At 68.1% G+C, this 14,683-nt stretch carries 16 protein-coding genes; 6 read left to right on the forward strand and 10 right to left on the reverse strand.

Translation table 11 applies throughout. From position 1 onward, the window contains the following. The first annotated feature begins 69 nt into the window (after positions 1-69). The 3 genes from EG885_RS14790 to recR are packed head-to-tail and all read left to right on the forward strand — an operon-like array spanning position 70 to position 2,875. Entirely contained in the window at positions 70-1,875 is a 1,806-nt protein-coding gene (locus EG885_RS14790; RefSeq protein WP_131575940.1) for a DNA polymerase III subunit gamma/tau, read from the forward strand. Positions 1,876-1,878: 3 nt separating this feature from the next. Beyond that, on the forward strand, positions 1,879-2,223 hold the full coding sequence (locus EG885_RS14795; RefSeq protein WP_131575942.1) for a YbaB/EbfC family nucleoid-associated protein: 345 nt from the start codon (positions 1,879-1,881) through the stop codon (positions 2,221-2,223). A gap of 4 nt (positions 2,224-2,227) precedes the next feature. Beyond that, entirely contained in the window at positions 2,228-2,875 is a 648-nt protein-coding gene (recR, locus tag EG885_RS14800) for a recombination mediator RecR (RefSeq protein WP_131575944.1), read from the forward strand. A gap of 128 nt (positions 2,876-3,003) precedes the next feature. Here recR and EG885_RS14805 read toward each other — a convergent pair whose 3' ends face one another. The 4 genes from EG885_RS14805 to EG885_RS14820 form a co-directional block, all read right to left on the reverse strand. Further along, positions 3,004-3,456 carry an Hsp20 family protein gene (locus tag EG885_RS14805; protein ID WP_131575947.1) on the reverse strand — a complete coding sequence of 151 codons (453 nt, stop codon included), beginning with the start codon at positions 3,454-3,456 and terminating at the stop codon, positions 3,004-3,006. A gap of 127 nt (positions 3,457-3,583) precedes the next feature. Further along, positions 3,584-4,882 (reverse strand): glycolate oxidase subunit GlcF, encoded by a 1,299-nt coding sequence (glcF, locus tag EG885_RS14810; protein ID WP_131575949.1) that lies wholly within the window; start codon positions 4,880-4,882, stop codon positions 3,584-3,586. Continuing rightward, positions 4,882-5,922: an FAD-binding protein gene (locus tag EG885_RS14815; protein ID WP_131575951.1), complete on the reverse strand. Its 1,041-nt coding sequence runs from the start codon at positions 5,920-5,922 to the stop codon at positions 4,882-4,884. Before EG885_RS14815 ends, glcF begins: the two co-directional genes overlap by 1 nt. Next, positions 5,912-7,369, reverse strand: a complete 1,458-nt coding sequence (locus tag EG885_RS14820; protein WP_131575982.1) for an FAD-linked oxidase C-terminal domain-containing protein — start codon at positions 7,367-7,369, stop codon at positions 5,912-5,914. The genes EG885_RS14815 and EG885_RS14820 overlap by 11 nt, the downstream gene beginning before the upstream one ends. 91 nt (positions 7,370-7,460) lie before the next feature. Between EG885_RS14820 and EG885_RS14825 the strand changes: the two genes are divergently transcribed. Then, entirely contained in the window at positions 7,461-8,237 is a 777-nt protein-coding gene (locus EG885_RS14825) for a DUF599 domain-containing protein (protein ID WP_131575953.1), read from the forward strand. Here the strand turns inward: EG885_RS14825 and EG885_RS14830 are convergent. Further along, complete coding sequence (locus EG885_RS14830; RefSeq protein ID WP_131575955.1) at positions 8,143-9,342, reverse strand: MFS transporter; 1,200 nt, start codon at positions 9,340-9,342, stop codon at positions 8,143-8,145. The genes EG885_RS14825 and EG885_RS14830 overlap by 95 nt on opposite strands. 102 nt (positions 9,343-9,444) lie before the next feature. Beyond that, positions 9,445-9,843: a hypothetical protein gene (locus tag EG885_RS14835; RefSeq protein WP_131575958.1), complete on the reverse strand. Its 399-nt coding sequence runs from the start codon at positions 9,841-9,843 to the stop codon at positions 9,445-9,447. Between the two features lie 55 nt (positions 9,844-9,898). On the opposite strand from EG885_RS14835, the gene EG885_RS14840 reads away from it, so the two are divergent. Continuing rightward, on the forward strand, positions 9,899-10,681 hold the full coding sequence (locus EG885_RS14840; protein ID WP_131575960.1) for an alpha/beta fold hydrolase: 783 nt from the start codon (positions 9,899-9,901) through the stop codon (positions 10,679-10,681). Here EG885_RS14840 and EG885_RS14845 read toward each other — a convergent pair. From EG885_RS14845 to EG885_RS14860, 4 genes are all read right to left on the reverse strand, one after another. Further along, complete coding sequence (locus tag EG885_RS14845) at positions 10,678-10,989, reverse strand: hypothetical protein (protein WP_131575963.1); 312 nt, start codon at positions 10,987-10,989, stop codon at positions 10,678-10,680. The genes EG885_RS14840 and EG885_RS14845 overlap by 4 nt on opposite strands. A 34-nt stretch (positions 10,990-11,023) precedes the next feature. After that, the gene (gene zapA, locus EG885_RS14850; protein ID WP_131575965.1) at positions 11,024-11,386 is read right to left on the reverse strand and encodes a cell division protein ZapA; all 363 of its coding nucleotides are present in this window, start codon (positions 11,384-11,386) and stop codon (positions 11,024-11,026) included. Next, a complete protein-coding gene (locus EG885_RS14855; RefSeq protein WP_207392293.1) occupies positions 11,379-11,903 on the reverse strand; it encodes a hypothetical protein in 525 nt (174 codons plus the stop codon). The genes zapA and EG885_RS14855 overlap by 8 nt, the downstream gene beginning before the upstream one ends. Before the next feature lie 109 nt (positions 11,904-12,012). Further along, on the reverse strand, positions 12,013-13,773 hold the full coding sequence (locus tag EG885_RS14860) for a BCCT family transporter (protein ID WP_131575968.1): 1,761 nt from the start codon (positions 13,771-13,773) through the stop codon (positions 12,013-12,015). Between the two features lie 208 nt (positions 13,774-13,981). On the opposite strand from EG885_RS14860, the gene EG885_RS14865 reads away from it, so the two are divergent. Then, complete coding sequence (locus EG885_RS14865; protein WP_131575970.1) at positions 13,982-14,638, forward strand: potassium channel family protein; 657 nt, start codon at positions 13,982-13,984, stop codon at positions 14,636-14,638. Positions 14,639-14,683: the final 45 nt, after the last annotated feature.

Consider the following 14,683-nt stretch of genomic DNA (forward strand, 5'->3'; position numbering starts at 1 on the left):
TGCCGGGCACGTGACCCGGTTGTGGCCCCTGCCCCGCCCCGCTAAGGTACGGCGATGCCCGAGGGACCCATGACCGACACCCCACCCGCCTATCAGGTTCTGGCCCGGAAATACCGGCCCGAGACGTTCGCCGATCTGGTCGGTCAGGACGCGATGGTGCGCACGTTGAAGAACGCCTTTGCCGCCGACCGCATCGCGCAGGCCTTCGTGATGACCGGCATCCGTGGCACCGGCAAGACCACCACCGCCCGGATCATCGCCAAGGGCATGAACTGCATCGGCCCCGACGGCGAAGGCGGTCCCACCACCGAACCCTGCGGCATCTGCGAACATTGCATCGCCATCGCCGAGGGCCGCCATGTCGACGTGATGGAGATGGACGCCGCGTCCCGCACCGGCGTCGGCGATATCCGCGAGATCATCGAATCGGTGCATTACCGGGCCGCCAGCGCCCGCTATAAGATCTATATCATCGACGAGGTTCACATGCTGTCCACCAGCGCGTTCAACGCGCTGCTGAAGACGCTGGAGGAACCGCCCCCCCATGTGAAATTCATCTTTGCCACCACCGAAATCCGCAAGGTCCCCGTCACCGTCCTGTCGCGCTGCCAGCGCTTCGACCTGCGCCGGATCGAACCCGAGGTGATGATCGCCCTGCTGCAACGCATCGCCGCCGCCGAAGGCGCGACGATCACGGCAGACGCGCTGGCCCTGATCACGCGGGCCGCCGAAGGGTCGGCGCGCGATGCGACAAGCCTGCTGGACCAGTCCATAAGCCACGGCGCGGGCGAAACCACCGCCGAACAGGTCCGCGCGATGCTGGGCCTGGCCGATCGTGGCCGCGTCATCGACCTGTTCGAGATGATCCTGCGCGGCGATGCCGCCAGCGCCCTGACCGAATTGCAGTCGCAATACGCCGACGGCGCCGATCCGGTGGCCGTGCTGCGCGATCTGGCCGAGGTCACGCATTGGATCTCGGTCGTCAAGATCACGCCGGGCGCGCTGGACGATCCCACCATCTCGCCCGACGAACGTGCGCGGGGCAAGGATCTGGCCGAACGCCTGCCGATGCGGGTGCTGTCGCGGATGTGGCAGCTGCTGTTGAAATCGCTGGAAGAGGTGTCCGCCGCCCCCAATGCCATGATGGCCGCCGAAATGGCGGTGATCCGCCTGACCCATGTGGCCGACCTGCCCGACCCCGAGGCGCTGATCCGCCGCGTCCAGCAGGCCCAGACCGCCGGCGAATTCACCCGCGGCCCGGCTCAGCAGGGGGCGCAACACGGCACAGCCCCGTCGCAAGGCCCGCAGGCGCAACTGCGCCGCGCCCGGCCCGCGCCCGTCGCCGCCCCGGGGGCCGCCTCGGGGGCCGCGACAGCGCTGGCCGTCGCGCCCGATGTGGTCGAAAGCTATCCCGACTTTTCCTCGGTCGTCGATCTGATCGACCGGATGCGCGACATGACGCTGCTGGTGCTGGTCGAACGCCATGTCGCGCTGGTCCGCTACAGCGCCGGACGGATCGAATTTCAGCCCAAGGGCAACCCCCCCGCCGATTTCGCGCAGCGTCTGGCCGAACGGCTGCGCGGCTGGACCGGCGGGCAGCGTTGGGCGGTCACCGTCACCAATGACGACGGCGCCCCGACGATTGCCGAAACGCGCGCGGCCCTGGCCCGCGCCGCCCATGACCGCGCGCTCGGCCTGCCCATCGTGCAGCAGGTGCTGGCGGCCTTTCCGGGCGCCCGGCTGACCAACGTGACCCGCGCCCCCGTCCAGACCCCGGTCGAGGATCTGGCCGAGGGCGCGGCCAACCCCCATGACGAAACCCAGGGGCCCGTGGCCGAGGCCGAGGAATGGGACCCCTTCGAAGATGAGGATTAAGCGATGATCAAGGGATTGGGCGGTTTTGGCGATATGGCCAAGATGATGAAGACCGCCAAGGACATGCAGGACAAGATGGCGCAGGTGCAAGAGGATCTGGCCCGCATCACCGTCACCGGCAGTTCGGGCGCCGGTCTGGTCAAGGCGACCTGCACCGCCAAGGGCGAATTGACGGCGCTGGACATCGACCAGTCGATCTTCGTGCCCTCGGAAAAAGAGGTGGTCGAGGATCTGATCCTGGCCGCCATCAAGGACGCCCAACGCAATGCCGAAGACCGGATGCAGTCGGAAATGGCCCGCATCACCGAAGGGCTGGGCCTGCCGCCCGGCATGAAGCTGCCCTTCTGATCCGATGGCCCCCGCCGATCTGCCGCCCCCCCAGCCATTTGCAGGCGACCCGCCACCCGATGGTCAGGACGACATCCAGTCGCTGATCGCGCTGATGGCGCGCCTGCCGGGTCTGGGGCCACGCTCGGCCCGGCGGATCGTGCTGCAACTGGTGCGCAGGCGCAGCCAGCAGCTGGCGCAGCTGGCCCAGCTGATGGACCGGGTGGCCCGGACCTCGCGCGAGTGCCTGATCTGCGGCAATATCACCGACCGCGACGCCTGTGCGATCTGCACCGACCCGGCCCGCGCGACCGGCGAGATCTGCGTGGTGCAGGACGTGGCCGATCTGTGGGCGCTGGAACGGGGCCGCGCCTTCAAGGGCCGCTATCATGTGCTGGGCGGCACCCTGTCGGCCTTGGACGAGGTCGGCCCCGACGATCTGCGCATCCCGCTGCTTCTCTCGCGCATCGACGACGAACGGATCACCGAGGTGATCCTCGCCCTCAGCGCCACCGTGGACGGCCAGACCACCGCGCATTACATCGCCGACGCCCTCGCCCCCTCGGGCGTCGTCGTCACCGGCCTGGCCCAGGGCGTCCCCATCGGCGGCGAGCTGGACTATCTCGACGACGGCACCATCACCGCCGCCCTGCGCGCCCGCCGCACATTCTGAAGGGGCCGCCAATGGCAGCCCTTTCTTCTTCATGAAAATATCCCGGGGGGTCGCCGGTTGGTGCGCCACTGGTCACAGGACCAGCCGGCGACGGGGCTGGCCCCCCGGCATTCGCGGGACGCAAAAGATCAGGCGTCCAGCCGCTCCACCTTCGGCGCCGATTTCGCGATCTCGATCCGGCGCGGCTTCAGCGCCTCGGGGATCTCGCGGACCAGGTCGATATGCAGCATTCCGTCCGCATGGCTGGCGCCCTCGACACGGACGTGATCGGCCAGCGTGAACTTGCGCTCGAACGCGCGGGTGGCGATGCCGCGATGCAGGAAGGTGCGGCCGTCATCCTCGTCCGCCTTGCGGGCCGAGACGATGACCGCGCCGTCGCGCATCTCGACGTTCAGGTCGTCGGGGGCAAAACCCGCCACGGCGATCGAGATGCGATAGGCGTCATCGCCGGTCTTTTCGATATTATAGGGGGGATAGGTCGGCGCGGCGACGTCGGCGGTCATCGCGCGGTCCATCACGTCGGCCAGACGGTCAAAGCCGACCGAGGCACGATACAGCGGGGTCAGGTCAAAATTGCGCATAGGTCACATCCTCATTCTCAAGCGATGTCAAAGCTGCCCCCCGTCAGCCGGGCGGGCGATCCGACCGGCGCCATCAGGCCGCCGGTGACTAAGGATTTAGCCCCGCCCGAGACCGCTTCAAGCGACCTCACGCATCCGTGATCGCCGCAGGTTTCGGTCCGCCCGTGGCCCAGTCCAGCAGCTCGACCGTATGGACGACCGGGACGCGCGTGCCGCCGCCGATCTGCATCATGCAGCCTATATTGCCCGCCGCGATGACCTGCGGGGCAAGCGCCTGCAGCGTGGCAACCTTGCGGGTCTTCAGCGCATCAGACAGTTCGGGCTGCAACAGGTTGTAGGTGCCCGCCGAGCCGCAGCACAGATGCGGATCGGCAGGTTCCAGCACCTGAAAGCCCATCGCGCCCAACAGATCCTTGGGGGCCGACTTGATCTGCTGGCCATGCTGCAGCGAACAGGCCGAGTGATAGGCGACGCGCATGCCCAGGCCCGCGTCGCCCACCCGGTCGGGCAGTCCGAGGCCTGCCAGAAATTCGGTCACATCCCGGGCCAGTCCCGCGACGCGGGCGGCGTCTGCCTGCAGCGGATCGCCCGCGAACAGATGGCCGTAATCCTTGATGGTCGTTCCGCAACCAGAGGTGTTGATGATCACCGCATCCAGCGGCCCGGCGGCCTCGGTCGCCAACAACCGGGCAATGCTGTCGCGGGCGCGGGCGCGGCCATCGGCCTCGTCGCCCATATGCAGGGTCAGCGCGCCGCAGCAGCCGAAGGAGTGCGGGATCACCACCTCGACCCCGGCGCGCTGCAACAGGCGGATGGTCGCGTCGTTGATATCGGTGTTCAGCGCCCGCTGTGCGCAGCCGATCATCAGCGCGACCCGCGCCCGGCGGGGCCCGGTCGCTGCAAAGACCTGACCGTCATCATTGCGGCTGACCGCCGGGATGGAGGACGGCGCCATGTCCAGCATCGCGCGCAGCCGCTTGTCCGGCATGAACCGCGCAAAGGGCCGCGCGATCCTGGCGCCCAGCAGCGCCAGCCGGAACCGCGTCGGATGGGGCAGCACGAATTTCAGCACCCAACGCAGCAGACGGTCGGTGACCGGGCGGCGATAGGTTTCCTCGATATGCGTGCGGGCATGTTCCAGAAGATGACCGTAGTGAACCCCCGATGGACAGGTCGTCATGCAGCTGAGACAGCCCAGACAGCGGTCGATATGCTTGACGGTGCGGGCATCGGCGGGGCGGCCCTGTTCCAGCATCTCCTTGATCAGATAGATGCGGCCGCGCGGGCTGTCCAGTTCGTCCCCCAGAACCTGATAGGTCGGGCAGGTGGCGGTGCAGAACCCGCAATGCACGCAGGTCCGCAGGATCTTGTTCGACCGTGCGGTGGCCGGATCGGTCAGTTGTTCGGGCGAGAAATGGGTTTGCATCAGCGGTCCCCCTGAAAAATGCCGCGCGGATCAAAGCGGGCGCGCAGATCCGCCTCGAGCCTTGCGGTCAGCGGATCGGTGGCGGGGATCAGCGCGGGGGCCGCGCCGGTGATGCGGCGGGCATGGCCGGAAAAGGGTGGCAGGGTCGGAACGGTGCCGGGGGGCAGCGGCACATGGATCAGCGCGCCGCCCCAGTCCAGCGACAGAGGCTGCGGCAGATGCGCAAGAAGCGTGGCGGCCTCGGACGGACGACAGGCGATGCGCCAGATGTCGCTGTCGGCATTCTGGATATTTTCATGAAGAAGAAGCCATGAGGCGTCGTCGGCCTGTTGCACCCGGCCATGGGGGGCGAGGCGGGCGGACAGATCGGCGGCGCGCGCCGTGACCGAGGCGGACAGCCCCTCCAGCCGGATCAGCGCGCCCTGACCCGGCAGCCATGCGGCGCCCGAGACATCGAAGGGGCCGCCAAGCGCGTCGGACAGGGCCGGGACGGCATCGGCGGCGTCCAGATCGGGCAGCGCCAGCGTCAGGGTGACCGGCGGCAGCGGGGTGGTGCGAAAGCTGAGTTCGGTGATCGCGCCAAGCGTGCCGTGACTGCCCGCCATCAGCTTGACCAGATCGTATCCGGTGACGTTCTTCATCACCCGCCCGCCATTGCGGATGATCTGCCCCTGACCATCCACGAAGCGGACCCCGATCAGCGCGTCACGCGCAGCCCCCGCCTGCACGCGGCGCGGGCCGCTGACATTGCTGGCGGCGACGCCGCCGATGGTCGATCCGGGCGCGCCCCAGGGCTCGAACCCCAGCATCTGGCCTTCTGCGGCCAGCGTGTCGCGCACCGTGCCGAGCGGGGTGCCGGCGCGCACGACCAGCGTCAGTGCCTCGGGTTCATAAAGGGTCACGCCCGTCAGGCCGGTCATGTCCAGACGGGTGCCCTGCCCCTCGCCCGGTCGCAGACGCGTGGTGCCGCCCGTGACGGACAGGGGACCGGTGGCGGCGCGGATCAGATCGGCCAGCTGGCCCTCGGTCTCAGGCCGCATCGGCGGGCCGGTTCAGGCGGCGGTCGCGGCGCGGCGCGCTGACCTCCAACGGAAAGACCTTGGCGGCGTTCAGCAGCCAATGCGGATCGAAGGCGTCCTTGACCAGCATCTGCGCCTCCAGATCGGCCGGGTCGAACTGGACGCTCATCAGGTCGCGTTTCTCGATGCCGACGCCATGTTCGCCGGTCAGGCAGCCGCCGACCTGAACGCACAGGCGCAGGATGTCGGCGCCCAAGGCCTCGGCCCGGTCCAGATCGCCCGGGGCATTGGCATCATAGAGGATCAGCGGATGCATGTTGCCGTCCCCCGCGTGGAACACATTCGCGACCTTGAGGCCGTATTGCGCCGACAGATCGCCGATGCCCGACAGCACCTGCGGCAGGGCGGTGACCGGGATGGTCCCGTCCAGACAGATGTAATCGCCCATCTGCCCCATCGCCCCGAAGGCGGATTTGCGGCCCTTCCAGATGCGCAGGGATTCGTCGTCCGAGCGGCTTTCGCGGAACTCGACCGGATCGAAGGTCATGGCGATGTCGCGGATCAGGGCCAGCTGTTCGTCGATTTCGGGGGCGGTGCCTTCGACCTCGACGATCAGCAGAGCCTCGCAATTGGGATATCCGGCATGGGCGAAAGCCTCGGTCGCCTGGATGCAGGGGCTGTCCATGAATTCGATGGCGACGGGGATGATGCCGGCGCGGATGATCGCGGCCACGCAGGCGCCCGCGGTTTCAGCCCGGTCAAAGCCGATCAGCGCCGGGCGGGCACCTGCGGGTTTGGGCAGGATGCGCAGGGTCGCCTCGGTCACGATGCCCAGCTGGCCTTCAGATCCGCAGACGACGCCCAGCAGATCCAGACCCGGCCCCTCGCCCATCGGACCGCCCAGGGTCACGACCGATCCGTCCATCAGGACCAGCGTCACACCCAGCAGATTGTTGGTCGTCACGCCGTATTTCAGGCAATGCGCGCCGCCGGAATTCATCGCGATGTTGCCGCCGATGGCGCAGGCCAGCTGGCTGGAGGGGTCGGGGGCATAGAAGAACCCCAGCCCCTCGACCGCGCCCGAGACGGACAGGTTCGTCCGCCCGGACTGCACTCGGATCAGCCGGTCGGGAGCCGAGATTTCCAGAACCTGGGTCATCCGCGACAGCCCGATCACCACCGCGTCGGCGGTGGGCATGGACCCGCCCGCAAGGCTGGTGCCTGCGCCGCGCGGCACGACCGGCACGCGCAGATCGTGACACAGGCGCAGCAGGCGCGAGACCTCGTCGGTCGTCGCGGGAAGCACCACCGCCAAGGGCGTGCAGCGATAGGCCGACAGCGCATCGCATTCATAGACCCGCGTTTCCGCCGGATCGTCGATCACCGCACCGGGCAGGGCATCCTGCAACGCCGCGATGATGGCCTGCCGTCGCGCCAGAACGGACGCATCGGGTGGGGGCATCTGCATCATGGCCGGTTCTCCTCCCTGCCGTGTCGGGCGACGATAGGCTTGTGCAGAGGGGCTTTCAAGCGGCGCGATCCAGCCCTAATGTCGCGCCATGACCCTGCTTGATCAACTCGCCTCTCATCCTCTGGCGCTGCGCGACCTGATCGCGCTGGTCTGTCTGTTTGCCGCATGGCTGGGGATCGGCTGGTTCACCGAACGCCCGCCGCAGGGGCGGCCCTCGGTCTCGGTGCTGATGACGCGGTACCGGCGGGAATGGATGCGCTATTTCGTCAGCCGGGAACCGCGCATCTTCGACGGCAACATTCTGGCCAGCCTGCGCGAGGGGACGGCGTTCTTCGCCAGCGCCTGCATGATCGCCACCGGCGGGCTGCTGGCGCTGATCGGCAATGGCGACCGGCTGCGCACCATCGCATCCGGGCTGGAGCTGGACCCCGCCGCCGATACCGGATGGGAGCTGCGGCTGCTGGTGCCGATGTTCTTCGTGGCCAATGCGTTTCTGAAATTTGTCTGGGCGCACCGGCTGTTCGGATATTGCGCGGTGATGATGGCCGCCGTGCCGAACCGGCCCGACCACCCCGACGCGATGGACCGCGCGATGCAGGCGGCCGATCTGAACATCACCGCCGCGCGCAGCTTCAACGCCGGGCTGCGCAGCGTCTATTTCGCGCTTGGCTCGCTTGGCTGGCTGACCGGCGCCTGGACGCTGATGCTGGGCACGGCTATCGTGTTGTGGGTGACCTGGCGGCGGGAGTTCGCCTCGACCTCGCGGCAGGTCATCCTGCGGTCGTTGCCCGCCCCGCAGCTGCCCGATCGCGTTTCCGGTCCTGCCGGATCGCCAGCGTCAGCGCCACCGCCCCCGCCGCGGTAAGCGCCACGCCGACCAGACCGGGCGCGCGCCAGCCCCAGCCGGCCGCCAGCGCCAGACCGGCCAGAAACGGCCCAAGCGCATTGGCCGCGTTGAAGGCCGCATGATTCATCGCCGCCGCCATGTTCTGCGCCGGTCCCGCCACATCCATCAGCCGCGTTTGCAGCGGGATCACCAGCCCGGCCCCTGCGGCGATCAGGAACGAGGACAGGACCATCATCGGCCAGTTGCCCACGACCAGTGCCGCAAAGCCCTGCGTCGCGGCCATCGCGGCCAGTGACAGATAGGCGGCGCGGTCGATGCCCACGATCTCGGTCAGGCGGCCCGCACCCCATGTGCCAAGCGTGCCGCCCACCCCAAAGACCGCCAGCGTCAGCGGAATGACATAGCCGGGCGCATCGGTCGTGGCCAGAATGCCCGCCGTCAGAAAGGCATAGACCGCGAACAACCCGCCAAAGCCGATCGCGCCCACGGCCAGCACCCACAGCACCTGCGGGTTCTTCAGCGCGGCCAGCTCGTCCCAGGGGCGGGCATCGGGATTGCCGCCGACCCGCGGCGCGACCCGCAGGATCAGCCAGGCCGAGATCAGCGCCAGCAGGCCCGGCATGGCGAAACCCCACCGCCAGCCGATGCTTTGCCCCATCCAGCCAGCCAGCGGGACGCCGACGATATTGGCGACCGTCAGACCCAGCAGAACCCGCGCCAGACCGCGCCCGCGCTGTTCGGGCGGCAGGGCGTCGGCGGCGTACAGCATCGCGACCCCCAGAAACCCGCCATGCGGCAGGCCCGCCAGAAAGCGCATGCCGGTCAGCGTCGCCAGATCTGGCATCGCCGCCGCCAGCAGGTTCACGACCCCGTAAAACGCCATCAGCGCCGCCAGATAGCGCCGCCGCGGCAGGCGCGCACCCAGAATCGCGGTGACCGGCGCGCCGACCACCACGCCAAGCGCATAGGCGCTGATGACATGGCCCGCCTGAGGCTCGGTCAGGACCAGATCGGCGGCGAAATAGGGCAAAAGCCCCATCGCCGCGAATTCCGACGTGCCGATGGCAAAGGCACCAAGCGCCAGCGCCAGCACGGCGGCGCGGAAATCGGGGGTCGGGGTCATAAGGGGATCCTGCGCGCGGGTTGGGGATGTTAGCCCTCACACCAGCTTGTGAACGGTTTGGCAAGGCCCGCAGGCGGGTGTCAGGGTTGCAGCCTGTGCAACTCAGATCAGGCCGCGCTGCACCATGATCCAGATCGCCAGCGCGCCCACCACCAGCAGGCCCAGGGCGACCGAGGCCGCAAAGGTCGTCGCGCGCCCCTGCCAGCGGGACAATTCGCCCAAGGGCCGCAGATGGGCACTTAGCGCCGCATGATCGCGGCCAAGCCGGTCGCGGGGCAGCTGGCGGGCGATCTTGGGCTGGGCGCATAAAAGATCCGCCTCGGCCAGGCGGGCGGCGCGGGCGCGCAGCCGGGCGGGCAGCGCCCCGCCGCGACGGCGCAACATCACCTGCAGGGGCGGACGCTCTCCCCTTCGGGCGCCGCCGAGGCGCGAGGCCATCAGCACCGCGATCTCGTCCGCCATGGCGGGGATGTCGTCGAAACTGTGGGTCTTGCGTGTCATGGGACGCAGAATAGACGGCTTGGCAGCGACACGCCAGACGCCGTAAGCTGCGCGCATGAAGCTGCATCACACCGCCATCGGCCCGACAGGGGCCTTGCCGATCGTTTTGGTCCACGGCCTTTACGGTCAGGGCCGCAATCTGGGCGCGCAGGCCCGCAGGTTGGCGCAGACGCGCCGCGTCGTGACGGTCGATCTGCGCAATCACGGCGACAGCCCGCAGGATGACCGCGCCGATTACCCCGCACTGGCGGATGATCTGGCGCAGTTGATCGACGATCTGGGCGGGCGGGTCGATCTGGTCGGCCATTCCATGGGCGGCAAGGCCGCAATGGTGCTGGCGCTGAGCCGGCCCGACTTGATTCGGCGGCTGGTCGTCATGGATATCGCGCCCGTCGCCTATGATCACGACCAGACCACCTATATCGATGCGATGGAGGCGCTGGATCTGTCCATCGTCACGCGCCGCAGTCAGGCCGATGACCTGCTGTCGGCGCATGTCCGCAGCCCGTCGATCCGCGCGTTTCTGCTGCAGAACCTTGATCTGAAGGCCAGCCCGCCCGCATGGCGGCTGAACCTCAGGGCCCTGCGCACGGCCATGCCCCAGATCGTGGGCTGGCCCGACGGGCTGGCACCGGGCGGTTTTGCGGGCAAGGTCATGGCGCTGCGCGGCGCGACATCGGATTACGTCGATGCCTCCGGAGAGACGGCTCTGCGCGCCTATTTCCCTCAGGTCCGCATCGTGACGCTGAAAGACGCGGGCCATTGGCTGCATGCGGATGCGCCCGAAGCGGTCGCCGAAACGCTCGCGGCCTTTCTGGGCGACGGAACCGAGGGCTAGGGCGGACATCGTAGATCCAGCAGGGCCACAACCGAACCCCGCCCCCCCTGCGGCGCCAGACTGCCGATGATCGGGGTGCAGCCGCTCGCCTGTTCGACCGCCCGCATCATGCGCCCGGCGATCAGGGCGCGATCGGCGCGGCGGGCCCGGTCCAGCCGGATCACCTGAGCCTCGGTCCCGTGCGCGAAAACGGCAAAGCGCATGCCGTCGACTATCACATCCTGACGGGGCGCGGACAGAAAGCCGGGCGCGGGCGTGCTGCACCCCATCAGGACCAGAATCAGCAAAAGCGGGGCCATCTGTGTCATGGCCCCAGCATCGCCGCCAAAGATGAAGAACGGGTTAACGCCGTTGCTGGTCTTCCAGCCGGTCGGCCAGCGATTCGGCCCGGGCGGCCATTTCGGCCATCGCTTCGCGCAGATCGGCGGGGATCACCGGCACCTCGACCCGGGGCGGGTTCTGCTGCAGGCGGTTCACAAGACGTTCGGCCTTTTCGGCCCGCTCTTCCAGCACGGCAAAGCGGTCGGCCAGCATCAGACCGGCCAGCAGCAGCAGGCGGGCCTCGGGGACGCGTCCGGCCTGTTCCAGGATCTGGCGCGCCTCGCCGTCCAGAATGCCCGCCGCGCGTTGCAGCAGGCGTTCCTCGCCATCGGCTGATCCGACGCGGTATTCCTTGTGCCCGATGGTGAAATCGACGTCAGCCATCTTTGCGCTCCTCATCCTTGGGGGTCGGGGCCTCGGAAGCCGGGGCTTCGCCGGTGGGGGCCTCGGGCAGCCCGGCATCGTCGCCTGCAGCCTCGGCGGCGGCATGGACGGCCAGGGGCGCCTCGCCCTCATCCGAGGCGGCGTCGCCTGCCAGCAGGCGTTCCAGCTCGGCCATGATCTCGCTCATCTGGGCCATTTCGGCGGCCCGGGCGGCGCGCAGGGCGGCGATTTCGGCCTCCAGCGCGGCGCGGGCCTCGTCGGCACCGATGCCGCCGGTGGCCTGCGCATCCAGCATGTCGCGGTTGGCGGCGATCAGATCCTCGTTTGCCGCCGAAAGCTGGGCGGATTGTTCGGTCGCAGCCTCCAGCCGGGCCTGCAGATCGCCGAACGCGGCCTGACCGGCCGCCGGCCCTTCGGCCTCGGCGGGGGTCGGAGCATGGGCCCCGGCTTCCAGAAGCTTGTCCAGACGGTCGAGCGCGGCGCTGAGCCGGCGTTCGCTGGCGGTGATGTCGCTCATCGGCGTCGGTCCTTTGGTGGCGTCTTTGCAGGGGTTTTCGCATTGCGACACCCATAAGACAAGAACGGGCGGGAAACCCCGCCCGTTCCCTATCCTTTCAGTCAGTCGGTCAGGCGAGTTCCCGCCGTTCGGCCAGCAGCCCTTTCACAAGCGCATAGCAGGCGCCCAGAAGGACGATGGTGAACGGAAAACCCGTCGACACGGCCATGGCCTGCAATGCCGCCAGACCGCCGCCCAGCAGCAGGGCGATGGCCACCAGCCCCTCGACGCTGACCCAGAAGATCCGCTGCGGGACGGGCGCGTTGATCTTGCCCCCCGCCGCGATCGTGTCGATCACCAGCGAGCCGCTGTCCGACGAGGTGACAAAGAACACGATCACCAGCACGATGCCCACAAAGCTGGTCACCGAGGACAAGGGCAGTTGGGCCAGCATCTCGAACAGCTCCAGCTCCAGCGGCGCATCCAGAATGCCCAGGAACCCGCCGATGGTCAGATCGATGGCCGTGCCGCCAAGGGCCGTCATCCACAGCACCGAGATCAGCGAGGGCACGATCAGCACCGCGATCAGGAACTGACGCACGGTCCGACCGCGCGACACGCGGGCGATGAACATGCCCACGAAGGGTGACCAGCTGATCCACCACGCCCAGTAGAACGCCGTCCAGCCCTGACGGAAGTTGTCGTCATCGCGGCCAAAGGGATTGGACAGCGGGATGATCTCGGTCGCATAGGCGCCCAGATTGCTGAAGAACCCGGTCAGGATGGCGATGGTCGGGCCGACCGCGATCACAAAGACCAAGAGCACGATGGCCAGAACCATGTTCAGTTCGGACAGCCGCTTGACGCCCTTTTCGACGCCGAGGACGACCGAGGCGCCCGCGACCATCGTGATCAGCACGATCAGGATGACCTTGGTCATGTTCGTGTTTTCGAACCCGAACAGATAGGACAGACCCGCCGTCGCCTGCTCGGCCCCCAGTCCAAGCGAGGTCGCCAGACCGAAGATCGTCGCCAGCACCGCAAGGATGTCGATGATATGGCCGGGCCAGCCCCAGATCCGTTCGCCGAAGATCGGATAAAAGACCGAACGCAGCGTCAGCGGCAGACCCTTGTTAAAGGCGAACAGCCCCAGTGCCAGTGCCACCACGGCATAGATCGCCCAAGGGTGCAGACCCCAGTGAAAGATCGTCGCGGCCATCCCGATGCGGCGCGCCGCCTCGGGATCGTCCAGCGCGCCGCCAAGGGGCGCCCAGTCCGTGCGGATGCCGTCTTCGATCACGGTGCCGCCCAACGCGGCCTCGAAATGGCCCAGAGGCTCGCTGACGCCATAGAACATCAGCCCGATGCCCATGCCTGCGGCAAACAGCATCGCGAACCAGCCGGTCAGGGTGAAGTCGGGCGTGGCATCGGGTCCGCCAAGGCGGATGCGGCCCAGAGGCGACACGATCAGCGCCAGGCACAGCAGCACGAAAATGTTGCCCGCGATCATGAAGAACCAGTCCAGATTGGACGTCAGCCCGTCGCGCAGCCCGGCAAACAGCGGCTCGAGCTGGCCGGGAAACAGCAGGGTGACCACGGTAAAGATCACCACCGCCGCCGCCGAGATGCCAAAGACCGGGTTGTGGATGTCGAAAGGCACCCGTCCCTGATGTTCTATATTGTCCTGACCGATGGTATAGTCGGTCTCGATGATCTGGGTCGGACCCTCGGGCTCGGGCAGCGGCTCGACGCCCTCATCGGGGGGCGGAGGCGGCGGCGGCGAGGCTTTCGGCGCGTTGGGCGGATAGCGCCCGGTCAGCGCATCGCGTTCGCGCGTCCGGTCGCGGGGGGGTTGCGGTCCGCCGGGCGGTTTGGGGGGTGTCGGTGACATCTGTCCCTTTCATCAGGCAAGGTTGATCGGGTGGGAGGTCCATGGACCCTTGGCGGCAATCCGCCGCAGCAGTAACGCTTGTCTCACATTCCCGTCAGAAAGGCCACCTTGGGGGCCGGGGCGGTCGCGGGCCGTCGCTGCGGCACGCTTGACAGTTGCTGCAAAGCGGCAGAACCATCCGTGCGTTTTGACCGGTGTCGGGAACCCCATGGGAAAAGTGAACCGCAGTTTCGTCGTGATCGGGCTGGGCGCCTTTGGCAGCGTCGTGGCCAGCGAGCTGGCGCGTTTCGGCAATCAGGTGCTGGGCATCGACAAGGATCCGCGCCGCGTGGCCAGCCTTGCCGAACAGCTGCCCGCCTGCGCCATTCTGGATGCCACCGACGAAGGCGCCCTGCGCGAGGCGGGCGTGGACCGTTATGACGTCGGGCTGGTGTCGATCGGCAACGATCTGGAAAGCAACGTGATCGCCGCGATGAACCTGCGGCTGGTGGGGGTCGGCACGATCTGGGCCAAGGCCGACAGCCGCACCCATCACCGCATCCTGTCCAAGATCGGCGCCGACCGGGTGATCATGCCGGGCACCGAGATGGGCCGCCACACCGCGCAGATGCTGAACAATCCCGCCGTGCAGGATTACGTCAGTCTGGGCAACGGCTTTTCGGTCGTGAACCTGATGATCCCCGCCCATCTGTCCGGGCGCCGCCTGTCCGAGCTGAAGGCAGGCCCCGGCGTGCAGATGCTGGGCATGATGCGCGGCACCGAATACCGCTGCGTCAAGGCCGAGGATCCGGTCCTGCAGACCAATGACCGCCTGCTGCTGCTGGGCAAGCGCGTCGATCTGACGAATTTCGGCGACCGGCTGTGAAACGTCCCCGCCGCCGCCCGCCCGCCATCATCCGGCGCTGGCTGG

This window comes from Paracoccus nototheniae (assembly GCF_004335005.1).
GTDB lineage: Bacteria > Pseudomonadota > Alphaproteobacteria > Rhodobacterales > Rhodobacteraceae > Paracoccus > Paracoccus nototheniae.